The sequence below is a fragment of the Szabonella alba genome (genome assembly GCF_016765775.1).
Classification (GTDB): domain Bacteria; phylum Pseudomonadota; class Alphaproteobacteria; order Rhodobacterales; family Rhodobacteraceae; genus Szabonella; species Szabonella alba.
The window spans coordinates 21,765-43,095 of sequence record NZ_JAESVN010000006.1 but is presented as its reverse complement, the minus strand read 5'-3'; the positions used below and the strand labels follow the sequence as shown (position 1 = coordinate 43,095).

The 21,331-nt window shown below is 65.0% G+C and carries 22 protein-coding genes; 6 read left to right on the top strand and 16 right to left on the bottom strand.

The genetic code is table 11. The features are described from left to right. Window positions 1–349 precede the first annotated feature (349 nt). The 3 genes from JL811_RS14035 to JL811_RS14025 all read left to right on the top strand — a co-directional run bounded on the left by JL811_RS14035 (window position 350) and on the right by JL811_RS14025 (window position 3,121). On the top strand, window positions 350–730 hold the full coding sequence (locus tag JL811_RS14035; RefSeq protein WP_202689339.1) for a hypothetical protein: 381 nt from the start codon (window positions 350–352) through the stop codon (window positions 728–730). A gap of 3 nt (window positions 731–733) precedes the next feature. Next, window positions 734–2,035 carry a PqqD family protein gene (locus tag JL811_RS14030; RefSeq protein WP_202689338.1) on the top strand — a complete coding sequence of 434 codons (1,302 nt, stop codon included), beginning with the start codon at window positions 734–736 and terminating at the stop codon, window positions 2,033–2,035. Window positions 2,036–2,161: 126 nt separating this feature from the next. After that, a complete protein-coding gene (locus JL811_RS14025) occupies window positions 2,162–3,121 on the top strand; it encodes an acetyl-CoA carboxylase carboxyltransferase subunit alpha (RefSeq protein ID WP_202689337.1) in 960 nt (319 codons plus the stop codon). 76 nt (window positions 3,122–3,197) lie between these two features. On the opposite strand, the gene JL811_RS14020 is transcribed toward JL811_RS14025, so the two are convergent. From JL811_RS14020 to JL811_RS14005, 4 genes are read right to left on the bottom strand one after another with little or no spacing between them, the layout of a single operon-like run. Further along, window positions 3,198–3,800 (bottom strand): pyridoxamine 5'-phosphate oxidase family protein, encoded by a 603-nt coding sequence (locus JL811_RS14020; RefSeq protein WP_202689336.1) that lies wholly within the window; start codon window positions 3,798–3,800, stop codon window positions 3,198–3,200. 8 nt (window positions 3,801–3,808) lie between these two features. Next, entirely contained in the window at window positions 3,809–4,543 is a 735-nt protein-coding gene (locus JL811_RS14015; RefSeq protein WP_202689335.1) for a lysophospholipid acyltransferase family protein, read from the bottom strand. Next, complete coding sequence (locus JL811_RS14010) at window positions 4,543–5,448, bottom strand: cell division protein FtsX (protein WP_202689334.1); 906 nt, start codon at window positions 5,446–5,448, stop codon at window positions 4,543–4,545. Before JL811_RS14010 ends, JL811_RS14015 begins: the two co-directional genes overlap by 1 nt. After that, window positions 5,448–6,119 (bottom strand): ATP-binding cassette domain-containing protein, encoded by a 672-nt coding sequence (locus tag JL811_RS14005; RefSeq protein ID WP_202689333.1) that lies wholly within the window; start codon window positions 6,117–6,119, stop codon window positions 5,448–5,450. The genes JL811_RS14010 and JL811_RS14005 overlap by 1 nt, the downstream gene beginning before the upstream one ends. 182 nt (window positions 6,120–6,301) lie before the next feature. On the opposite strand from JL811_RS14005, the gene JL811_RS14000 reads away from it, so the two are divergent. Next, window positions 6,302–7,375, top strand: coding sequence for a zinc-ribbon domain-containing protein (locus JL811_RS14000; protein WP_202689332.1), 1,074 nt, complete (start codon window positions 6,302–6,304; stop codon window positions 7,373–7,375). Between the two features lie 198 nt (window positions 7,376–7,573). On the opposite strand, the gene JL811_RS13995 is transcribed toward JL811_RS14000, so the two are convergent. The 4 genes from JL811_RS13995 to JL811_RS13980 form a co-directional block, all read right to left on the bottom strand. Next, entirely contained in the window at window positions 7,574–10,150 is a 2,577-nt protein-coding gene (locus JL811_RS13995) for a DUF4175 domain-containing protein (protein WP_202689331.1), read from the bottom strand. Between the two features lie 25 nt (window positions 10,151–10,175). After that, window positions 10,176–11,441, bottom strand: a complete 1,266-nt coding sequence (lysA, locus tag JL811_RS13990) for a diaminopimelate decarboxylase (RefSeq protein WP_202689330.1) — start codon at window positions 11,439–11,441, stop codon at window positions 10,176–10,178. Between the two features lie 127 nt (window positions 11,442–11,568). Then, window positions 11,569–12,258: a L,D-transpeptidase gene (locus tag JL811_RS13985; protein ID WP_202689532.1), complete on the bottom strand. Its 690-nt coding sequence runs from the start codon at window positions 12,256–12,258 to the stop codon at window positions 11,569–11,571. A 171-nt stretch (window positions 12,259–12,429) separates the two neighbouring features. Further along, window positions 12,430–13,638: an aminopeptidase P family protein gene (locus tag JL811_RS13980; RefSeq protein ID WP_202689329.1), complete on the bottom strand. Its 1,209-nt coding sequence runs from the start codon at window positions 13,636–13,638 to the stop codon at window positions 12,430–12,432. A 258-nt stretch (window positions 13,639–13,896) separates the two neighbouring features. Between JL811_RS13980 and JL811_RS13975 the strand changes: the two genes are divergently transcribed. Further along, the gene (locus JL811_RS13975) at window positions 13,897–14,637 is read left to right on the top strand and encodes a glucose 1-dehydrogenase (protein WP_202689328.1); all 741 of its coding nucleotides are present in this window, start codon (window positions 13,897–13,899) and stop codon (window positions 14,635–14,637) included. A gap of 29 nt (window positions 14,638–14,666) precedes the next feature. On the opposite strand, the gene JL811_RS13970 is transcribed toward JL811_RS13975, so the two are convergent. The 3 genes from JL811_RS13970 to JL811_RS13960 form a co-directional block, all read right to left on the bottom strand. Continuing rightward, window positions 14,667–15,488: a C40 family peptidase gene (locus JL811_RS13970; RefSeq protein WP_202689327.1), complete on the bottom strand. Its 822-nt coding sequence runs from the start codon at window positions 15,486–15,488 to the stop codon at window positions 14,667–14,669. Continuing rightward, window positions 15,485–16,882 (bottom strand): leucyl aminopeptidase family protein, encoded by a 1,398-nt coding sequence (locus JL811_RS13965; RefSeq protein WP_202689326.1) that lies wholly within the window; start codon window positions 16,880–16,882, stop codon window positions 15,485–15,487. The genes JL811_RS13970 and JL811_RS13965 overlap by 4 nt, the downstream gene beginning before the upstream one ends. Window positions 16,883–17,504: 622 nt before the next feature. Further along, entirely contained in the window at window positions 17,505–17,903 is a 399-nt protein-coding gene (locus JL811_RS13960; protein WP_202689325.1) for a hypothetical protein, read from the bottom strand. A 152-nt stretch (window positions 17,904–18,055) separates the two neighbouring features. Here JL811_RS13960 and JL811_RS13955 point away from each other — a divergent pair, with 152 nt between their 5' ends. Next, window positions 18,056–18,703 (top strand): carbonic anhydrase, encoded by a 648-nt coding sequence (locus tag JL811_RS13955; protein WP_202689324.1) that lies wholly within the window; start codon window positions 18,056–18,058, stop codon window positions 18,701–18,703. Between the two features lie 24 nt (window positions 18,704–18,727). Here JL811_RS13955 and JL811_RS13950 read toward each other — a convergent pair whose 3' ends face one another. From JL811_RS13950 to JL811_RS13935, 5 genes are all read right to left on the bottom strand, one after another. Next, window positions 18,728–18,928, bottom strand: coding sequence for a hypothetical protein (locus JL811_RS13950; RefSeq protein ID WP_202689323.1), 201 nt, complete (start codon window positions 18,926–18,928; stop codon window positions 18,728–18,730). A gap of 72 nt (window positions 18,929–19,000) precedes the next feature. Next, window positions 19,001–19,135, bottom strand: a complete 135-nt coding sequence (locus JL811_RS20170; protein ID WP_273542497.1) for a hypothetical protein — start codon at window positions 19,133–19,135, stop codon at window positions 19,001–19,003. Between the two features lie 85 nt (window positions 19,136–19,220). Continuing rightward, complete coding sequence (locus JL811_RS13945; RefSeq protein ID WP_202689322.1) at window positions 19,221–19,463, bottom strand: hypothetical protein; 243 nt, start codon at window positions 19,461–19,463, stop codon at window positions 19,221–19,223. A 369-nt stretch (window positions 19,464–19,832) separates the two neighbouring features. Then, window positions 19,833–20,198: a cupin domain-containing protein gene (locus JL811_RS13940; RefSeq protein WP_202689321.1), complete on the bottom strand. Its 366-nt coding sequence runs from the start codon at window positions 20,196–20,198 to the stop codon at window positions 19,833–19,835. A gap of 88 nt (window positions 20,199–20,286) precedes the next feature. Then, on the bottom strand, window positions 20,287–21,309 hold the full coding sequence (locus JL811_RS13935) for an aspartate-semialdehyde dehydrogenase (RefSeq protein ID WP_202689531.1): 1,023 nt from the start codon (window positions 21,307–21,309) through the stop codon (window positions 20,287–20,289). Window positions 21,310–21,331 lie beyond the last annotated feature (22 nt).

The window sequence follows — 21,331 nt, the reverse complement described above, 5'->3', positions numbered from 1 at the left end:
TAAGATTTGCCGGTTTTTCAGACGGAACTGAAAGATGCCCGCGCCGCGTATGGGAAGAGGAGGCCCTGCGGCGCTATGGGAGGATGCACGCCCCGGACCCCGTGTCCGGGGCGTTGCTGCTTGTGGCCTGTCCCCCCCGCCGTTGACGTGACGCAGAGGATATTGCGGACGGTCTGACCAGAAGGGGATTGCGACATACGGTTCCGTATCCTGTATGTTGTTAAATATTTTCAGTACCTTGTCTGATCTGATCCAAAATCTTCGGAAAGATCCGGAATGAAACCCCTTTGGCATCGGTTCTCCTCACAGAACCTCGGAAGGTTCATGACCGATCAGGAAAGGAAACCGGATGACGAAGAAAACCGATAACACTGTCGATGTCTCGCGCCGCCGTCTGCTGATTCGCGCGGGCCTTGTTGCAGGCTCTGCCTATATGGCACCGGCGCTTCTGGGGCTGAATGCAGCCCATGCCAGCGGCAATTCCGGTGGTGGTTCCGGCGGTGGGTCGCGTGGGGGCGGTTCGGGTGGCGGGTCGCGCGGTGGGTCCCGGGGCGGGTCGTCGCGCGGATCCTCGCGGGGTGGTTCGCGTGGGGGGCGGTCGGGTCCGTCGCGCCGTGGTGCCAACAGCCGGGGACGGTCCTTCCCGTCGGGGCGGGCCTCGCGGTCCTCGGGGAACCGGTCGTTCCGCGCCGATACGCCCGGCTGGGTCCGCACGATCTTCGGAGGCTGATCCTTGACGTTCCGCGATCTGCAGATGGAAGCCACGGGGGGCGTGCTGTCACGCCCCTCGGACACATGGATCCGGCTGGATCTGCGGGGCGCGTACCGGCCGGTGATCCTGCCGGCCGAAGGGGGGCTCTCGGAGACGTTACTGCGCTGTCTGCGGGGCTGGCGGGTCCGCCGTTCGGGCTGGGATCCGCAGACGGCTGCCAATCGCGCGCCGATCCGCGCGGCGCAGGGCGGGCCCGTCCTGTCACTGGCCGAGCCGCGCCCGGGCGGACGGTACCGGGTCCATTCCGCCTATACCGATGCGCCGCTGGACGATCTGCCCGAGGCCAGTGCGGCCTGCGCGGTGATTGCCGATCTGGCGCAGGCGGCCTCGGCCGGGATGGCGGGGAAGGGCGGTATCGGCCTGCATTGCGGCGCGTTCGAGATCGGGGGGCGTCTGATTGCGCTGACCGGCGCGCATCGGGCGGGCAAGTCCACGCTGATTTCGCGGCTGACGGCAGAGACAGGTATCACGGTCTTCTGCGACGATGTTCTGGCACTGGGTGCGGATGGAACGGGCCGCGCGCTGGGCATCGCGCCGCGCCTGCGCCTGCCCCTGCCCGCGACCGTCACGCCGGAATTCCGCGCCCATGTTAAGGCGCATCTGGGTCCCGCAGATGACCGTTACGGCTATCTTCTGGCGCCGGGACTGGCGCGCAAGGGCCGGGCCGCACCGCTTGGTGCCATCGTGATGCTGGACCGCAGGCCCGGTGCGGCGGGGTTTCACGCCATGGAGCCCGAGGATGCGCTGCGCCTGCTGGTCGAGCAGAGCATCACCGATTTCGCCCATGCCGCCGGGGCCTATGCCACCGCCGAGCGTATTCTTGACGGCGTGCCGGTGCTGCGGCTGGTCTATGAGGATCTGGAAGATGCCGTGCGGCTGTTGCGTCGCGCCTTTGGCGGGCCGTGCCTTATGCCGAAGGATCTGGAAATCGGCCCGCCCCTTCCACCGGTGGCGGCAGAGGACGGGCCGCAGGACCGCGCCGACCCTGTCGATCCCGATGCGGTCTGGCGCCGCGCGCCGGGCATGGCGGTGCGGGTCCTTGGCAACAGCGCCTTTCTGTGGTGGCCGGGCGACGGGATGCTGTGGCAGCTTAACCCGACGGCCCGCGCGATCTGGGCGATGCTGGAACTGCCCGGATCGGCCCGCGACTTTGCCGAGGCGCTGTCGACGCTCTTTCCTGATATCGGGCAGGACCGGCTTGAGGCCGACTGCACGCTTCTGATGGCGGAACTGGCGGCGGAAGGGTTCATCCGGTCCGAATGACCCAACCGGGATGATCTGTCCGAATGATCAGTCTGGCCGGTCCCGCGCTGTGAGTTGCATTTGCGGTCCTGCGGCGTCATATACGCTGGGTCGTTCCATGCCGGGAACGTTCGCAGGGAGTGCCGGATGAACTATCTCGATTTCGAAAAGCCGCTGTCAGAGATTGAAGGCAAGGCCGAGGAACTGCGCGCGATGGCGCGGTCCAACAAGGAAATGGATATCGAGAAAGAGGCCGTGGCGCTGGACGCCAAGGCCGCAGTGCTGCTGCGCGATCTTTACAAGGATCTGAGCCCGTGGCGCAAATGCCTTGTCGCGCGCCATCCTGACCGGCCCCATTGCCGCGACTATATCGAGGCATTGTTCACCGAATACACCCCGCTGGCGGGGGACCGGAATTTCGCCGATGACCATGCGGTGATGGGCGGGCTGGCCCGGCTGGGCGATCAGCCGGTCATGGTGATCGGCCATGAAAAGGGCAGCGATACCAAAAGCCGGATCGAACGCAATTTCGGCATGGCCCGGCCCGAAGGCTATCGCAAGGCGATCCGCCTGATGGATATGGCGCATCGCTTCGGCCTGCCGGTCATCACACTGGTGGACACGCCCGGTGCCTATCCCGGCAAGGGGGCCGAGGAACGCGGTCAGGCCGAGGCGATTGCGCGCTCGACCCAGAAATGTCTTGAAATCGGCGTGCCGCTGATCTCGGTCATCATCGGTGAGGGTGGATCGGGCGGGGCTGTCGCCTTTGCCACCGCGAACCGCGTCGCGATGCTGGAACATTCGGTCTATTCGGTGATTTCGCCCGAGGGCTGCGCCTCGATCCTGTGGAAGGACGCCGAAAAAATGCGCGAGGCGGCCGAGGCCCTGCGCCTGACGGCGCAGGATCTGCAGAAACTGGGCGTGATCGACCGCATCATCGCCGAGCCGCTGGGGGGCGCGCAGCGGGGCCGCACGGAAACCGTGGCAGCCGTCGGCAAGGCGCTGGAAACCATGCTGGCCGAGCTTGCGGGTAAAGCGCCCGAGGCGCTGGTCAAGGATCGCCGGCAGAAATACATCGCGATGGGGTCGCGCGGGCTGGCGGCCTGAAGAGGACACCCTGCGCTGTCCATCCTCCGGTCGCACCTGTTTCCGGCGGGGCAGGGGGGCAACGCCCCCCCGCCCGTCACCACATCGTCTTTGCCGCCCGCCCGGGCCATTCGGCATCATAGGTCTTGCCGTCAAACCCACCCGAGGTGATTTCCGTCAGCATGTCGCCGATGCTGGGCAATCCGGCGGATTGATCGCCGGACCAGAGCGCTGCGCGCATCACCGCGCGGGCGCATTGCGGATAGAGCTCGTCAATCGCGATCACGATGACAGTGCGGGGCCGCGCATCGCCCTTGCGGAACCGGTCGCGCAGGGCCGCATCCTCGGTCAGACGGGCGCGGCCATTGACGCGCATCGCGGTGCTGGACCCGGGAATGAGAAAGATCAGGCTGACCCGGCCATCGACGACGATATTGGTCAGGCTGTCGATCCGGTCATTGCCGCGCCAGTCGGGCAGGGCAAGGGTCTGGTCATCCAGAACGGTGACGACCGGCCCTTCATCGCCACGCGGGCTGCCATCGGTGCCATCCGGGCCGACCGTTGTCAGCACGCAAAAGCGTGACCGTTCCAGAAAGGCACGATAGGTCGGGATCAGCCGGTGCATGACCTTGACCTGAGCTGCCTGTCCGGGCGTGCCGTATAGCCGGTGCAGGCTTTCGGTATCGGTGATGAAATCCATGCTTTTTCCTAACGCAATCCGGGGAAACCCGCCTCGGCCATCAGCCGGTCTGACGCGGTTTCAATCTCGGTTTCCATCCGGGCCATGAATTCGGCATTGGGCAGGCCGGGTGGAATGGCGGGCAGAAATTCCACCACGGCCAGCCCCGGCTTGCGCAGGATGCCATGCTTGGGCCAGAACAGCCCGACATTGGCTGCGACCGGCACACAATCCTGCCGCAACTGGCCGTAAAGCGCCGCCGTGCCTGCCTTGTAGGGGGCCTTGACGCCCGGGGCGATGCGGGTGCCCTGCGGATAGATGATCAACTGTCCCGGATCCTGCGCGCCGGATTTCACATCGGCCATCATCCGGGTGATGGCCTGCCCGCGCTTGCCCCGGTTCACCGGCACGCAGCCGATGCGCAGCGCATAAAGGCCAAGGACCGGCGCCCAGATCAGTTCGCGTTTCATGATGAACTTGCCGCGCGGGACCGCGCCGAAGATCAGGAGGATGTCGAGAAAGCTTTGATGCTTGGCGGCAATCAGGACCTCCCCCTGCGGAACAGGGCCGCGCACCTCGGTCCTGAGCCCGGTCAGAAGGCGCAGCGAGAAACGCACCCAGCGGCAAAAGGCATGACAGGCGGCGCGCGCGCCATCGCGGCTGATCAGCGCCCAGGGGAAATAGACGATCCCCAGAACCAGCATGGCCAGATACATCTGCAGGATGAAAACAAGCGAAAGCAGCCATTGCAAGGAGTTGCGCATCAGGTCAGTTCCTTGAGCTTGCGGAAAGCGGCGGCGCGGGTGGCGAAAAAGGCGACAAGGGCGGCGGCGGGAGGCAGCAGCAGCGGCAAAAGCCATCCCGCCCCCTGAAAGCCCAGCCCGGTCAGAAAACCGCCCGCCGCATCGGCCGCAGGCAGCAATGCGATCCCCGCCATGCCGGCTGCCGTCCCGGCCAGCGCGCCCAGAAAGGCCCGCCGCGTGAAGCGTCGCGTGAAGGCGCGCACGATATAGCTGTCCCTTGCGCCGACCAGACGCAAGACGCGGATCACCTGCGCATTGGCCGCCAGTGATGCATTGGCCGCCAGCACGATCATCGCGCCCATCGCGGTGGCGATCAGCCCGATCGAGACCAGCCCCAGCAGGTTGAGCCGTTCGGCCGCCAGCACCAGCGGACGGCGCCAGCGGGTATGATCGTCCAGCACCGCGCCCGGGGCCTCGGCCGACAGGCGCAGCCGCAGGCCGGTGGTGTCATAGCCCGCCTCGGTTTCGGTCAGTTCGACAAGCTGCGGCAGGGGCAAGGCGTCCAGCGGCAGATCGGGGCCAAACCACGGCTCCAGCAGCGCAAGGCTTTCGGCCCGCTCAATGCGCCGGGCCGAGGCGATGCCGGGCGTCGTCGCCAGAAGGTCCAGCACGGCGCGGGTCTGCAGCTCGATCTGGTCGGGCGGGGCGGAGATGCGGATCGTCGCGGTGCGGGCCAGCGCCCCCTCCCAGCGGTCGGCCATGCGCGACGCGGCCAGCGACAGGGCCAGCGCAAAGACTGCCAGAAATGTCATCGCCCCGGCGGTGAAGGTGGTCAGCCATGCCGTATGGCCTGATGGCGGCACCACATTGTCGCGATGTCCCTCGGCGGCAAGGAAGGGGCGAAGCCGCGCAATGATCCGCCGCATCACAGATCCGCCCCGGCCAGTTGCACCCGCCGCTTTGCGATGCGCAGCACCCGTGCGGCCACCTGTTGCTTGGCCGTGCGGATCAGGTTCAGGTCATGGGTCGCGATCAGGATGGTCTTGCCCATACGGTTGAGTTCAATCAGCAGTTGAAGCAGCCGCAGCGACATGTCCCAGTCCAGATTTCCGGTCGGTTCATCGGCCAGCACGACCTCGGGCGACATGATGATGGCCCGCGCCAGCGCCGCGCGCTGCCGTTCCCCGCCCGACAGATGCGGCGGCATCGCCTGCATCACATCGGCCAGCCCGACCCAGCCCATCAGATCGGCCAGATCCTGCATCGGGGCCTCCCGCCCCGTCACGGTGGCGGGCAGGGCGACATTCGCGGCCATCGGCAGATGGTCCAGAAACTGGCAATCCTGATGCACGATCCCCATGCGCCCCCGGATGCGGGCAATCTCATCGCGGTTCAGGCCGCGCACCTCACGGTCGAACAGGGTCAGCCGCCCTGCCGTTGGCAACAATTCCCCGTAGCACAGTTTCAGAAAGGTCGATTTGCCCGAGCCCGAAGGCCCGGTCAGGAAATGGAAGGATCCCGGGGCCAGTTTCAGACTGACCTCGGACAGGAGTTCCCCGCCGCCGTAATTATAGGCGACATTTTCAAATGCGATCACGCGCTGCTCCGTTGCGCGGGGCAGGCGGCGGTTCTGCCCTGCCCCGGCGGGCAGTATGCCGATGGGGCAGGGGGTTTCAATGCGCGATTGTTCCGGCCGTTGCGACAAAGGCTTGGAAGTGATCGCTAACAACGCTACAAATGAGGCGCAGGCAGAATTAAGAACAGGGCGGGGACGGGCTGATGCGACTGATTTGCCCGAATTGCGACGCACAGTATGAGGTTGATGACAGCGCGATCCCCGATGACGGACGCGATGTTCAATGCTCAAATTGCGGTCACGCATGGTATCAGGTGCCGGTCGGCCCTTCGGGTATGCTGGCCGAGGATGGGGCGGAGTATTCCGTCGGTCCCGAGACGGATCTGCACGGAATGTCCGAGCCGGAACCGGCCGAGGAAACGGCCTTTGCCGCGCCGCGGGCGAACGGTCAGCACGACGTCTGGAATGACGATACCGAGGAGGATGAGGCCGGGCCGGTCACGCAGGGCGCAGGTGCCGGTGCGATCGCAGGTGCAAGTGCGATGCTGTCTGACCATGCCGCGCAGATGCATACCGATCCCCCGGCGGCCCCGGATCCCGATGCCGCCGATCCTGATGCCGCCGCTCCTGATGACGGGCCTGACGCGCCCTTGACCGCGACAGGACCGGCGACGCCGATGCCCGGCCCCGAAACGGCGCAGCCGCGCCGGTCGCTGGACGAAAATCTGCTGGCAGTGCTGAAGGAAGAGGCCGAGCGGGAGGCCGCGGCGCGCCGTGCCGAACAACAGCGCCCGATCGAGACCCAGACCGATCTGGGGCTTGAGGAAACCGGCAGTTCCACCGCATTGCGGAACCGGCTGGCCCGTCTGCGCGCGCCGGAACCCGAGCTTGAGCCCCAGCCTGAGGACCGGACCGATCCTGAGGCCGAGATCACCGCAAGGCCGGGCGCGCGTCGCGATCTTTTGCCGGATATCGAGGAAATCAATTCCACCCTGCGCGCGAGTTCCGAAACCCGTCCGGGTGTCGATCCCTTGCCCCGGCAGGACACGACCGCCGCCCGGGGCGGATCGGGTTTTCGCAGCGGATTCTTCCTGATGGTGTTTCTGGCGGTTCTGGCCGCTTCGGCCTATGTCGCAGCCCCCCGGATCGTCGAGCAATTCCCCGCTGCGCAAGACATGATGACCCGCTATGTCAATGGCGTAAACCATCTGCGGGCGGGGCTGGACGGTTTGCTGATGCGGGCGACAGGCAGCCTGCAATCCATGGGCGGCAACTGACACCAAGAGACTGCGTATGATGGAACGCGGGGCGTAACGGGCGTTCGGGAAGCATTGGCCGCGCCAAGGGCTTTGCCGAACCGGATGCAGCGGCTGGCCACCGTCAGCCCCCCGCGCATCACTTCCCCCCGTGCATGCCCCCCCCCGTGCATGACGCCTTTTTCTGCAATCAATGCGTGTGATCCGGTGCTGCAGGTCTCAGAACATATCCAGCAGCCGTTCCAGATAGTCGCGTTCGCTTTCCGGGCGGGTCAGGTCACCCTGACGGCGGCGGATCTCATCCAGCAGTTCACCGGCACGGCGGTCGCCATCCTCATCCTGCAGCATGTTGCGGTCCGATCCGATGCGCGCCCCGTCGCCGGGTTCACGGCCCAGCGGATCGCGGGCGGAATTCGGATCGGCGCGGCCCACGGCCTCGCCCTGACCGCCGCCTTTCTGCTCGCGCTGGTCCTGCGCCATGGCCTCACCCAGCGAACGCATCCCTTCACGCATGGCGCGCATTGCATCGGCCTGCCGGTCCAGCGCGCCGGGCAGATCGCCGTCGCGCAAGGCGCGCTCGGCCTCGTCCATCGCGCGGCCCGCCTCATCAAGGGACCGGCGCCCGGCCTCCCCCTGCTGCGACCCCGCGCCAGGCAGGTTTGATCCGTTCAACTGGCCCAGCCGGTTGCGCAACTCCTGCTGACGGTCGGCAAGGCCCTGACCCTGCCCGTTCCGGCCCACGCCTTCCTGACCCTGACCGCGATTGCCCTGCTGGCCGTTCTGGCCTTCGCCCTGCTGGCCATCCTGCCCTTGCTGGCCATCCTGCCCTTCTTGCCCTTGCTGCCCGTCCTGACCCTGATCCTGCTGGCCATCACCGTTCTGCAGTTCCGAGAAACTGTCATCCGACAGGCCCTGCTGATCGCGCAGCGTTTCTGCCAGATCGCGCATGGATTGCTGGCCGGGGCCGCCCTGACCGCCCTGTCCCTGCGTAACCTGCATGTTCTCCATCAACTGGCGCAGCATCTCCATCAGTTCGGCGGCCTCGGCCATGCGGCCCTCTTCCAGCATCTGCTGCAGCTCTTCCAGCAGTTGCTGCAACTGGTCGCCGGACATTTCCATGCCCTCTTGTTCCATCCCGGCCTGACTGTCGGGATTGCGCGCGGCCTCTTCGGCAAGCTGGCGCATATAATCGTCCATCGCCTCGCGCAGTTCCTGCATCAGCTCCTCGATTTCCGAGGGGTCGGCGCCGTTGCGGATCGCTTCATCCAGCCGGTCCTGCGCGCGGCGCAGCCGTTCCCGGGCCGAGGCCAGATCACCCTCTTCGATCATCAGGGCGATGTCCCACAGCGTTTCGGCCATCGCGTCGCGCTGCTCGATGGTCAGGCCATCGGTCCGCGTGTCAAGGTCGCGCAGCGCGACCCGCAGGCGCAGCCATGCGCGCTCATTGCGCACGAACCCCTCGGGCGCATGAGTCACGGCCTTCAGGATCTGCACCGTGCGCGCGGCATTGTCGCGGTTCCACAGGATATCGCGGCGCATCTCGATCACGGCGGCGGCCAGCGGATCGAAGAAGCGTTTCCCCGGCAGGGTGATGTGCAGGGCCGCGCCTTCACCGGTCTGTCCGGCGGCATCGGTGGCCGACAGCGCGACTGTCACCGGCAGATTGGCCAGCACATGTTTCGACAGATCGTCAATCAGCGTTTCGGTGAATTCCGCGCGGTTGCCGGTGATCGGCAGCGGCAGATCCAGCACCACAGGTTCCACCGGTTCGGGGTCGATGGTCAGGCCGTGGCGGCGGTCCACCTGCGGCAGATCCAGCGCGATCACCGCGCGGCCCGAGGTCACGCCGTAATCGTCCTTCGCTGTGAATTGCAGTTTCATCCGACCGTCGGCCTCGCGCGTCACCTCATCCGTGGCGGATATTTCGGGCGGGGTGTCGCGCAGCGCGACGATGTTCCAGACCCGGTCATCCGGTCCTTCGATCCCCAGCGATCCGCTTTGCGCGATGGTGAAATCCTGCACCGGTTCGCTTGGTGCGGGCAAATCGCTGCCGCTGCGCCCCGAGACCGATTCGGCAAGGCTGATCGCACCCACCTCACCATAAAACCGGATCTGGACGCGGCTGCCGACCGGCACCGAGAATGTGACGCGGTCGATGTCATTCAGGTAAAGCGTGGGTTTGCCGGTATAGGGCGGGGGCTGAATCCAGCCCTCCCATGTCGGGCCGCCGATCAGCGCCTGTGCCGGGCCGGGGCCCAGCCCGGTCACGCTGGCCACCCGCCAGACCGACCCGAAGGTCAGCGCCACGACCAGCGCGGTCAAGGCGATATAGCGCAACCCGTAAGGATCACGCCGCGCCAGCCGCAGGTCAGGGGCAACCGGCCTTGCGCTGGCGGCGCGGTCGGCCATGCGGCGCAGATGCGCCTGCCAGACCGCGCGGGAGGCCGCATCGGCAGCCCCGATCGCCTGCGTGTCGGCCAGCGCCGACAGGGGGCGTCCGGGCAGTGAGGCATCAAGCCGCACCATCGCCTCGGCCTTCAGGGGGCGGCGGAAATTGCGCCAGCCATACCAGACCGACCAAAGCGCCAGCACCCCGATCAGCGCCAGCAGACCCAGCAGGCCATTCGGCGACAGATGATCCTGCAGCCCCAGCGACAGCAGCGCCAGCACCGCCAGCAGCAGCGACCAGAGCGGCCAGAACCCGCGCGCCAGCCGTTCGGCCCACAAACCTGCAAAGGTCAGCCGCAGCGGCATGCGTAATCTGTCGATGAGGGTCTGGCGGTCTTCGGGTGTCATGCAGCCTGCCTGAGGCCGCGTTCTGTCACAGCCATTCGGGTATGCTATCGCGTTCCAGCATTTCGTCAAATGTCGGACGGCGGCGGATGACGGCGAAGTGATCCTTGTTGACCAGAATCTCGGGCACCAGCGGGCGGCTGTTATATTCCGAGGCCATCACCGCGCCATAGGCCCCGGCGGAACGGAAGGCGACCAGATCGCCCTCGGCCAGCATTGGCAGGTCGCGCGCCTTGGCGAATGTGTCGCCGGTTTCACAGACCGGGCCGACCACATCATAGGGCTGCACCGGGCCTGCCGGGACAGGTTCGGTGACCGGGACAATATCGTGATGCGCATCATACATCGACGGGCGCACCAGATCGTTCATCGCGGCGTCAAGGATCAGGAAATCCCGGTCCTCACCGTTTTTCACATAGATCACCCGCGAGACCAGCACACCGGCATTGCCCGAAATCAGACGGCCCGGTTCGATCTCGATCTCACAGCCCAGATCGCCCACGGTGCGCTTGATCAATGCGCCGTAATCCAAGGGCAGCGGCGGGGCGGAATTGCTGCGCGCATAGGGGATGCCAAGCCCTCCGCCCAGATCAAGGCGGCGAATATCATGGCCTTCGGCGCGCAGGGCGCGGGTCAGGTCGGCCACCTTGAGATAGGCCTGTTCGAACGGCTCCAACTCGGTCAGCTGGCTGCCGATATGGACGTCAATGCCCACCACATCGACCCCCGGCAGGCGCGCGGCCTCGGCATAGACCTCGGGGGCGCGGGCGATGGGGATGCCGAACTTGTTTTCCTTCTTGCCGGTCGCGATTTTGGCATGGGTGCGGGCATCGACATCGGGATTGACGCGGATCGTGATGGGCGCGGTCAGGCCCAGCGAGGTGGCCACTGCCGAAAGGGCGCGCAGTTCGGGTTCGGATTCGACGTTGAACTGGCGGATGCCGCCGGTCAGGGCAAGGCGCATTTCCTCCCGCGTCTTGCCAACGCCGGAAAACACGATCCGTTCGCCCGGTACACCGGCCGCGCGGGCACGGCGGTATTCACCGCCCGACACCACGTCCATTCCCGCCCCCAGACTGCCCAGAAGTCGCAAAACCGCCAGATTGGACAGGGATTTGACCGCGAAACAGACCAGATGCGGCAAAGGCGACAGCGCCTCGGTGAACAGATGGTAATGCCGCGTCAGCGTGGCACTGGAATAGCAGTAGAAGGGCGTGCCGACCGCCGCCGCGATATCGGCAAGCGCCACATCCTCGGCATGAAGCTGTCCGTCGCGATAAAGGAAATGATCCATGGTCCGACTTTCGCAAGGGCACTTTGCCGCGCTATATCAAGCCGGGAAGGGGCGCGCAAACGGGATGGTGACAGCGCGCCGGATGGGAAAGCGAGCGGGGGCCACGGCCCCCGCCCGCTCGGACCGTTCAGCCCTGCATGGCAGGCTGGATGCGGCCGTATTCGTCATCTTCCCACAGGCCCTCAAGCTCCAGCGATTCCTCGCGGCTGCGGATGCGGACCGTAGTGCCCAGTTCGACCTCGTTGAACAGATGGATCGCATCCTGATTGAACAGACGGATACAGCCGGCCGAGGTGGCCCGCCCGATCGAGGCATTGTCGATCGTGCCATGGATCCGGTAATAGCTGTCGCGGCTGCCGCGATAGAGATACAGCGCGCGCGCGCCCAGCGGATTTTCCAGACCACCCGGCAGACCGCCCGCGAATTCGGCATAGGTCTCGGGCATGGTGCGGATCATGTTGGCGGTGGGCGTCCAGCTGGGCCATTCCACCTTGCGGCCCACGGTGGTGGTGCTGCGCAGGGTCAGACCATCGCGCCCGACGGCGATGGCATAGCGGGTCGCCATGCCGCCCTCTTTCACATGGTAAAGTCGGCGGGAATGGGTATCGACGACAATCGTGCCCGGGCCTTCGGGACCGTTATAGACAACATCCGTCCGCCGGTTCAGGTCGGTCAGATGCAGCGGATCAACCGCCGGGATCAGAAAGCCGCCATCCTCGACAGCGGCATATTCGGGCGGCGTTTCCTCGACAACGGGGGCGGCTGCGCAGGCTGCCAGCAGCGGCAGCAACAGGATGGCAGCTAGGCGCGGAAGCATAATTTTCACGGCAGACTCACTTTGAATGGTTTTGCGCTATTCCGACCCGGCAGACCCATGGCGTCAACCCCTGCGCAACGTCACTGTGACACAATTGCACCGGGCGTTGCTTTCGGGGCGAGGGTTCTGTGTCCTGTGACGCAATGGGCCCGGGTTTCGGCAGGCGGTTGCCTATCCGGCGATATTGGTCGCAGGCCCGTAGGGATAGCCGGTGATGGTCTCGGCCCCTTCCTCGGTGATGATCAGGATGTCATGTTCGCGGTATCCGCCCGCCCCGGGCTGGCCTTCGGGGATGGTCAGCATCGGCTCCATGGAAATCACCATGCCGGGCTCCAGCGCGGTGTCGATATCCTCACGCAGTTCCAGCCCGGCCTCACGCCCGTAATAATGCGACAGGATCCCGAAGGAATGGCCATAGCCGAAGCTGCGGTATTGCAGCAGGTCGCGTTCGGCCAGAAAGGCATTGATCTGTTCCGTCACCCCGGCACAGGTCGCCCCGGGTCGCAAAAGGCCCATTCCGAACTCATGCGCCGCGATATTGGACTGCCAGACGGCCAGGCTGGCCGCATCGCATTCCCCCAGAAACATCGTGCGTTCCAGCGCGGTGTAATAGCCCGAGATCATCGGAAAACAGTTCATCGACAGGATATCCCCACGCCGCAGCCTGCGATTCGTGACCGGGTTATGCGCGCCATCGGTATTCAGCCCCGACTGGAACCAGACCCATGTATCGCGGTATTCGGCATCGGGAAAACGCCGGGCAATCTCGGCCTCCATCGCGTCTCGGCCTGCCATGGCGATTTCAAGCTCGGTCGCGCCGTCGCGCAGTGCTGCCCGGATCGCATGACCGCCATGATCGGCCACCTGCGCGCCCTGACGGATCAGGTCCAGTTCCGCCGGGGACTTCACCATGCGCTGCTGCATCGTCGCGGGGGAAATATCCATGCCGCGCGCCGGTTTCAGGAAATGGTTGAACTTTTCCGCCTGCAACAAGGTCAGGTGATCGGCCTCACATCCCACGGCTTTCCCCGTGCCGGTAATCCCGGCCACGACGCGCCAGAAATTGTCGCGCGTCCAGTCGGTATAGGTGATGCTGTCGCCATGGCCGCGGCGCCAGGGCTGCCCGCCGTCAATGCCCGCCGAAACGGTGATGCAATCGGTTTTCGTCACCACGCAGGCATAGGGCCGCCCGAATGCACAATAGAGAAAGCCGGAATAATAGGCGACATTTTGCATCGAGGTCAGCAGAACGGCGTCGAGGGAATGCATCTCCATCAGATCGCGCAGACCGGCCAGCCGGTCATCATATTCGGCGGGATCAAAGGGCAGGGCGGCCTTGGCGCCATTGTGGAAGCGGTATTGTTCGGGACGGGATGTCATGGTCAGACCTCGGGATACGGGGCCTGCGGCAGACCCCGAAAGGTCCCGGCGTTCAGGACGGTGGAGGGGGTGGCGCGATGCCCGTGGCGACGCCATCGCCACGCCCCCTTATGCCGGGCGGGCGGCGGCCATGCAAGCGGGGGGGCGTGCAATCAGACCTGTGCAATCTGTCCCGTGCAAACGGGAACGGTCGTGAAGGGGGTTTGCATCAATTAACCAGGTGGTGCATTGTCCGCCCGTCAAAGCGGAGGAAACCGGATGCGGATGCAAGGCAAGGTGGCGGTGGTGACGGGCGGCGGCTCGGGCTATGGTGCGGGGATCGCGCGGAAATTCGCGGCCGAGGGTGCGCAGGTCGTGATAGCCGATATCCGCCCCGCGGCCGCAGAAGAGGTGGCTCGTGAAATCGACGGCATGGCGCTGACCGTCGATGTGGGGCAGGGCGCGTCGGTCGCGGACATGGCCCGCGCGGTGCTGGACCGGTTCGGACGGATCGACGTGTTGGTAAACAATGCCGGCGTCACCCATCCGCCCGGCCCGCTGGAAGAGGTGGAAGAGGCCGAGTTCGACCGCGTGTTCCGCATCAACGCGAAATCGGTCTATCTGATGGCGCGCCATGTCGTGCCCGCGATGAAGGCGGCAGGCAAGGGCGTGATCCTGAATATCGGATCAGGCGCGGGGGTGTCGCCGCGTCCCCGGCTGGCATGGTATAACAGCTCAAAGGGCTGGATGAACATTGCTACGAAATCGATGGCACTGGAACTTGCCCCGCATGGCATCCGCGTCAACATCATCAACCCGGTTTCCGGCGATACGCCGATGCTGTCGCAATTCATGGGGGGCGACAGTGCGGAATTGCGGGCGGGCTTCATGGCCTCGATCCCGCTGGGCCGGTTTTCCACGCCCGAGGATGTCGCCCATGCCGCCGTCTATCTGTGTTCGGACGAATCAGGACTTGTGACCGGGGCGGCGCTGATGGTGGATGGCGGGCGCACGATCTGACGCCCCTGGACTGACGGTTTCGCCGCGTATCAGGCGCGGCGGAGCATCAGCGGGTCAAGCCCGGTCTGCTGCCGGATCCGGGCCAGCGCCTCGGCGGCGGGTTCGATCACGGTCGCCATGAAATGCCCGGTCGCATGGATCATCAGATCGGCATCGACCATCATCGCAACATGGCCCTTCCAGAAGATCAGGTCGCCCCGTTGCAGCGCGGTACCGTCGGGCAGCGGCTGCCCAAGGCTGCGTTGCAGGTCGCTGTCGCCGGGGCAGGCGCGTCCGCAGGCCAGCCATGCCATCTGCACCAGCCCGGAACAGTCGATCCCGCCCTGCGAATTCCCCCCCCACAGGTAAGGCGTGCCCAGAAACAGGCCTGCAACCTCAACCGGGTCGTTGTGCCATTTGCCAAGGCTTGACAGATGCCCGGCATGGATGAAGCCATGCGGGGTTTCGGCCCAGACCCCTTCTTGCCGCAACACGCGCAGCTTGGTGCCGAAACTGACCCACAGATGACGCGGCGCCTGTGCGCGGGGTTCGCTGTAAAGATGGCTGGCGGGAACGCAGACCCAATGGCTGATCCCGGTCGGGATGCAAAGCGCATCCTCGGGCACATAGCCGCAATAGCCGTCCCGCGCGGCACGGCCATAGGCAAACCCCTCATGCCGTTCCAGCACATCGAAGCGTTCCCCCAGCAAAAGCTGCCTTTCACGGGCACCTTCCGGGGCGGCCAGCAGATCGATGACGGGCAGGGCAATCTCGGCGGCCTCTGTCTCGGCATAGCGGGGGGCGGCAATCTGGCCTTCCAGCGACAGATGCGCCACGCGGTCATTGGCAAGTGTCAGGCGGCGGTCGGTCATTTCGGCACCTCCAGAAGGGCGGGCAGGGCCTCCAGCAGCGCCCGCGCGCCCTGTCCCGCACCCCCCTTGGGCCGCGCCGAGGCATCGGCGGGGTTGTGGCCGTAAATGTCGAAATGCAGATAGCGCGGATTGCTGACGAAACGGCGCAGGAACAGGGCCGCCGTGATGGAACCCGCAAAACCGCCCGAGGGCGCGTTGTCCAGATCGGCGATGCCCGGTTCGATCATCGTTTCATAGCCGGGCCAGAGCGGCAGGCGCCAGACCGGATCCCGCACCGCCCGCGCGCCGCTTTCCAATGCGGCGGCGATTGTGTCATCGTCGGTGAAATAGGGGGCAAGCTCCGGCCCCACGGCAACGCGCGCAGCCCCGGTCAGCGTGGCCATCGAGACAATCGCTGTGGCCTCTTCCTCATCCGCGAGGGCCAGCGCATCAGCCAGCACCAGCCGCCCCTCGGCATCGGTGTTGTTGATCTCGACCGTCAGTCCTTTGCGGGAGGTCAGGATATCGCGGGGCCGCATCGCAGAACCGGAGATTGCATTCTCTACCGCCGGAACCAGCACGCGCAGCCGGATCGGCAGGCCAAGGGCCATGATCGTCTGCGCAAGGCCCATGACGGTCGCCGCCCCGCCCATATCCTTCTTCATCAGCAGCATGCCGGACGAAGGCTTGATATCCAGCCCCCCGGTGTCGAAACAGACGCCCTTGCCGACGAGCACCAGTTGCGGACCGTCATTGCCCCATCGCATGTCCAAAAGGCGCGGCGCGCGGGCCGAAGCGCGGCCGACCGCATGGATCATCGGCAGGTTGCGCGTCAGCAGATCATCGCCCCGGATGACCGAAACCGCAGCGCCGAACCGGTCGGCCAGCGCGCGGAAAGCGACCTCAAGTTCATCCGGGCCCATATCGGAGGCGGGCGTATTGATCAGGTCGCGCGTCAGCCATTCGCCCGCCGCAATCGCCTCGATCCTTGGGGCATCCAGCCCATCGGGCGCGACCAGAGTGGCGGGATTGGCGGGTTTGGCGGCGGGGCGGTAGCGGTCGAACCGGTATTGCGCCAGCAGCCAGCCAAGGGCCAGTTCGTCGCGCAGGGCGGGGTCGGTGGCCGATGCCAGCCGCCAGACCGAGCCTGCGGGCAGTGCGGCGACAGAGCGGGCAAGGCCGAACCGGGTGCGGCGGCGGGCCTCGGATGTGCCAAGGCCGACCACTGCGCCCGCGATGCCGCCCTCGGCATCGGGCAGCAGCGTGGTTTCACCCAGCCCGGCGGCAAAGCCCGAGGCCTGCAGCCAGCCCTGCGCGGCGGCGGACAGGGGGCTGTCCGGCCCCGTCAGCGCCCCGGGATCCAGCAGGTGAAGCGGCAGGGCGTTGGCAGTGTCAGGGGCGAAACGGGGGGACATGCGAAAGGCTCCGGCTGCGGGGTGGCGGCGGATCCCTGCCCCTGACGGGGGCGATCCGGACTGCGCGTCTGTTTTGCCTGACCCTATCCGATCCCCCCGCCCCTGCAAGCGGTCATCTGGCGGGGGGATGGCGTTGCCTCCCCTCGATCCGTTTTGTCGGTCAGGAAGTCCGTCAAGCGGCTTCCGATCCCGCCATCGTGACCCAATCGCGGGCCAAATGACCGCTTATCGCTCCGGTTGATCCGCGTGTATCGGAAATCTATGCATGCAGCCTTGCTGCTCGTGCCGCCTGCCCATGAATTGCCAAAGTCCCCGGTGTTCCGCATCCGGACGCTGCTGCGCGCGCAGGGTTCTGACAATCTGCCTCTGCCGGTCATGCGCTTGCACCGATGCTGTGCGGCTGAGAAGCGATTCCCTTATATGCACGCTGTCCACGCAAATCCGGGCCAGTCATGTGCGGCGAAACCATCAAAGGAAGGTGCGCCCGGCGATGCATGTGCAAAAAAGGGGCGCAGGCTTGCCGCGCCGTCCTTCCCCAACGGGGTAGCCGCAGCGCGCATACCGCCACACAAACCCCCTTCTGATGCGGCGCTCCTGCCCGACCGGTCGCTTCCCGTGCTCCCTAGCGGGAGTGGTCGAGCAGTCCCGGTTCCGGGGCCAATGAGATTTCTGCAACCCGGATCAACCGCGCCAGGACCGCCGCAAAGCTGATCCGGTCGCCATGGTCCAGACAGTCGCGCGCATCGCCCGCGACAAGCCCCAGACTGACCAGCCCCAGTTGTTCCGACATGCGCTGCAGGCGGCGGAGCGGGCGGGACAGATCGGCAATGGCAGCGCCCTGCGATTGGCCGCCCAGACCTGCACCGGCCAGACCTGCAATCGTCATCATCACCTCGCCAAGCGCCCGCGTCACCACCTCTTCGGCCGCCTGCGTTCCCATGGTCCGGTAAAGCAGCGCGATGGGTCCGGCATCCTGTTGTACTCGTTCCTTTGGCCTGAAGGCCATCACATGCGCGGTCATTTCGCGTCCCGTTCCTTTGCACACCCCGGATCAGTCTGGCGCCTTGTGCTGAAGAAAAGGTTGCCGGGGATGCAGGAAGCCTCTCGAATTTTCGGCAGTTCCGTCCTAGTTACAGGACCGCAAGACCCGCCTGCCCGAAAGGATGTCCGATCATGCCACAGGCCCGCCTTCTGCCCGCCTATCTTGTTCAGCGTTATCATGGCTGGAAGGCCACGACCTATCAGGACAACAAGTCGTGGTATCGCCGCCTTGCCGCCTCGGGCCAGCATCCGCGTGCCATGGTGATTTCCTGCTGCGACAGCCGTGTGCATGTGACCTCGATCTTCGGGGCGGATGAAGGCGAATTCTTTATCCATCGCAATGTCGCCAATCTGGTGCCGCCCTATACGCCCGACGGGCAGACGCATGGCACCTCTGCCGCGGTGGAATATGCGGTGACCAGTCTGGGCGTCGCGCATATCGTGGTGCTGGGCCATTCCAATTGCGGTGGGGTCAAGGGCTGCCTCGACATGTGTTCGGGTGAGGCGCCGGAACTTCTGGAAACCTCCAGTTTTGTCGGTCGCTGGATGGATATCCTGCGCCCCGGTTATGAGCGGGTGAAGGATGTCGATGCGGCCTTCCGGGCGCGGGCGCTGGAAAAGCAGTCGGTTCTGGTCAGTATCGACAATCTGATGACCTTTCCCTTTGTCGCCAAGGCGGTGGAAGAAGAAAGCCTGACGCTGCACGGGCTCTGGACCGATGTGGGTGAAGGCGGGCTGGAACAGTTCGACCCGGTCAGAGGGGAATTCCTGCCCGTCTGACGGGCTGTCCCGTCCGGTTGCCCGTCACGACGCCAGTGCCAGCATCTCGCGGCGGCGGCTGGTAAAGATCACCGTCGGCTGCGGATCACGCGGGGCGGCGTTGATATTCGCGCAGCCCGTGGCGGCGGTTCCGGCAGGTGCTGCCGCAGTTGCCTCGCGGCGATGGGCCAGCGCCTGCAGGCGGTTCTGACGGGCACGGGCGATGAGGGTTTCAGCAGAGATCATGTCGGTGGTCCTTCGTGTTGTGTTGATGGTCGGATCTTGTGGTCCGGAATCAGATTGAACGGGTCGGGGCGATCAGGCCGCGCTGGCGTTGCACTGCGCGTCGCAGCCGGAATTTCCTGCGGCCTGACGGGCGGCCAGTGCTGCAAGACGGTTCTGACGGGCGCGCTGGATCAGGGTCTGGGCGGTATTCGATGCGGTATTCGACATTGTCTTGTCCTTTCGGATGGCCGGCATCCTTCGGCCAAGGCCGCTACCGGTTCTGGAACTGGGTTTTGATGGAAAGGGTCGACGATCAGATCTGGCGGGAGCAGCCCAGCTGACGCGCCAGATCCCGCTCGATTTCCAAACGAGTGACGCGGCGGCGTTCTCCGGTTGGTCCAGCGCGCCGCAGGTCCGCGCAATCGGCATCCCGGAAGGATGCAATCGGCTGTGCCGTCAGGGGAGTACTGGTTGAGGGAATTCTGGATGAAAGGGGCCGGGTCTGGTCCTTGATGGCCAGCGCGCACAGGGTGCGAAGTTGGTCAAGCAGCGTCATTCTGGTTCGTCCCGCTCAGGTGGTGCCCGCCACGTCCAGAGATACGGGCGGTTTTCCGCCCGAGTTTCACCAAATGTGAATAATTTCGTTCAAAAAAGAGAGGCAGGAAGGAGATTTTTGGAAAAATAAAATTAAATCAATATCTTAATCAGATAGGATTGCGGCAAAAAAATCATCCCGCATCGCAAAAAGGCCCAGTCTGGGCCTTGCCCTGACGTTTTTCAGGCCGGGTTTCTTCCCATCCGGCTGCATTCTGGCAGTTTTTGGCCAGTCCCAGTCCCAGTCCCAGTCCCAGTCCCAGTCCCGGTCGCGGTCTCGCTCCCGGGTTCTGGGCCTGTCCCGCACCATGAAAAGGGCGACGGAGTTCCTTCAGGGCGCGTTGACCTGTAGACCTTGGGGCACGGGCTGGCGGTCACCGCGCGATGTGGGCGACGATATGACAAGGAAAAACACATCCTCTGCCGTGTCGTTGCGGGCCTGATGCGGCTGACCGGGCGGCACCGCGATGCCCCGGCGCGCGCTGACCTGATACACCTTACCGTCCAGTTCCATCGTCAGGGTGCCGGACAGGACATAGAAGAACTGCCGCGCCCTGTTGTGAAAATGGCGGGTCTCGGCTGTGCCGGGGGGCATGCGTTCCTCAATCACCAGCAGATCGTCGCCGGGCAGCAGCAGCCATCCGTCGCAATCCTGCCCCCAAAGGTAATGTTCCGTGCTGGACCTGTCGACGATCATGCCACACCCCTGTCCGCTGCTTGCCGTTCAATGAAAAGCGCGGCCTCCTGTCAGGGGGCCGCGCTTTCCGCAGGTCCGGCTGATCCGGTCAGCCCTTTTTGAGGCAGCGCTGGCCCAGCACTTCGGCGATCTGAACCGCGTTCAGGGCGGCACCCTTGCGCAGGTTGTCCGACACACACCACAGGTTCAGCCCGTTCTCGATGGTGCTGTCCTGCCGGATGCGGCTGATATAGGTGGCATATTCGCCGACGCAGTCGATGGGCGTGATATAGCCCCCCGCCTCACGCTTATCGACGACCAGAATGCCCGGCGCCTCACGCAGGATATCGGTCGCCTCTTCCCAGTCGAGGAATTCCTCGGTCTCGATATTGATCGACTCGGAATGGCCGACAAAGACCGGCACGCGCACGCAGGTCGCGGTGACCTTGATCTTGGGATCGAGGATCTTCTTTGTTTCGGCCACCATTTTCCATTCTTCCTTGGTATCGCCGGAATCAAGGAAAACGTCGATATGCGGGATCACGTTGAAGGCGATCTGCTTGGGGTAGACCGAGGGCGCAACCTCCTGACCGGGGACGAAAATGCCCTTGGTCTGGTTCCACAGCTCATCCATCGCTTCCTTGCCGGTGCCGGACACGGATTGATAGGTCGAGACCACGACACGCGTGATCTTCGCGCGGTCATGCAGCGGTTTCAGCGCCACGACCATCTGCGCGGTGGAACAGTTGGGGTTGGCGATGATCATCTTCTTCTTGTAGCCCATCACCGCGTCGGCATTCACTTCCGGCACGACCAGCGGCACATCCGGGTCGTAGCGGTAGAGCGAGGAATTATCGATCACGACACAGCCCGAGGCGGCGGCCTTGGGCGCATAGATCTTGGTTGCATCCGATCCGATGGCAAACAGCGCGATATCCCAGCCCGTGAAGTCAAAGGTGTCAAGGTCCTTGGTCTTCAGGGTCTTGTCACCGAAGCTGACCTCGGTTCCCATGGATTTGCGCGACGCGAGTGCTGCAATCTCATCCACGGGGAATTCGCGCTCGGCGAGGATGTTGAGCATTTCCTTGCCCACATTTCCCGTCGCGCCAACGACGACGACCTTATAGCCCATCATGGCCTCCTGTTTCCTATGC

Coding starts and splice junctions, on each gene's coding strand:
- JL811_RS14000 (WP_202689332.1), top strand. CDS start 6,302: ATGCGACTGATTTGCCCGAATTGCGACGCACAGTATGAGGTTGATGAC.
- JL811_RS13970 (WP_202689327.1), bottom strand. CDS start 15,488: ATGACCGACCGCCGCCTGACACTTGCCAATGACCGCGTGGCGCATCTG.
- JL811_RS14010 (WP_202689334.1), bottom strand. CDS start 5,448: ATGCGGCGGATCATTGCGCGGCTTCGCCCCTTCCTTGCCGCCGAGGGA.
- JL811_RS20170 (WP_273542497.1), bottom strand. CDS start 19,135: ATGTCGAATACCGCATCGAATACCGCCCAGACCCTGATCCAGCGCGCC.
- JL811_RS13965 (WP_202689326.1), bottom strand. CDS start 16,882: ATGTCCCCCCGTTTCGCCCCTGACACTGCCAACGCCCTGCCGCTTCAC.
- JL811_RS13935 (WP_202689531.1), bottom strand. CDS start 21,309: ATGGGCTATAAGGTCGTCGTCGTTGGCGCGACGGGAAATGTGGGCAAG.
- lysA (WP_202689330.1), bottom strand. CDS start 11,441: ATGGATCATTTCCTTTATCGCGACGGACAGCTTCATGCCGAGGATGTG.
- JL811_RS13980 (WP_202689329.1), bottom strand. CDS start 13,638: ATGACATCCCGTCCCGAACAATACCGCTTCCACAATGGCGCCAAGGCC.
- JL811_RS13985 (WP_202689532.1), bottom strand. CDS start 12,258: ATGCTTCCGCGCCTAGCTGCCATCCTGTTGCTGCCGCTGCTGGCAGCC.
- JL811_RS14035 (WP_202689339.1), top strand. CDS start 350: ATGACGAAGAAAACCGATAACACTGTCGATGTCTCGCGCCGCCGTCTG.
- JL811_RS13960 (WP_202689325.1), bottom strand. CDS start 17,903: ATGACCGCGCATGTGATGGCCTTCAGGCCAAAGGAACGAGTACAACAG.
- JL811_RS13975 (WP_202689328.1), top strand. CDS start 13,897: ATGCGGATGCAAGGCAAGGTGGCGGTGGTGACGGGCGGCGGCTCGGGC.
- JL811_RS13995 (WP_202689331.1), bottom strand. CDS start 10,150: ATGACACCCGAAGACCGCCAGACCCTCATCGACAGATTACGCATGCCG.
- JL811_RS14015 (WP_202689335.1), bottom strand. CDS start 4,543: ATGCGCAACTCCTTGCAATGGCTGCTTTCGCTTGTTTTCATCCTGCAG.
- JL811_RS14025 (WP_202689337.1), top strand. CDS start 2,162: ATGAACTATCTCGATTTCGAAAAGCCGCTGTCAGAGATTGAAGGCAAG.
- JL811_RS13950 (WP_202689323.1), bottom strand. CDS start 18,928: ATGATCTCTGCTGAAACCCTCATCGCCCGTGCCCGTCAGAACCGCCTG.
- JL811_RS13955 (WP_202689324.1), top strand. CDS start 18,056: ATGCCACAGGCCCGCCTTCTGCCCGCCTATCTTGTTCAGCGTTATCAT.
- JL811_RS13945 (WP_202689322.1), bottom strand. CDS start 19,463: ATGACGCTGCTTGACCAACTTCGCACCCTGTGCGCGCTGGCCATCAAG.
- JL811_RS14020 (WP_202689336.1), bottom strand. CDS start 3,800: ATGGATTTCATCACCGATACCGAAAGCCTGCACCGGCTATACGGCACG.
- JL811_RS13940 (WP_202689321.1), bottom strand. CDS start 20,198: ATGATCGTCGACAGGTCCAGCACGGAACATTACCTTTGGGGGCAGGAT.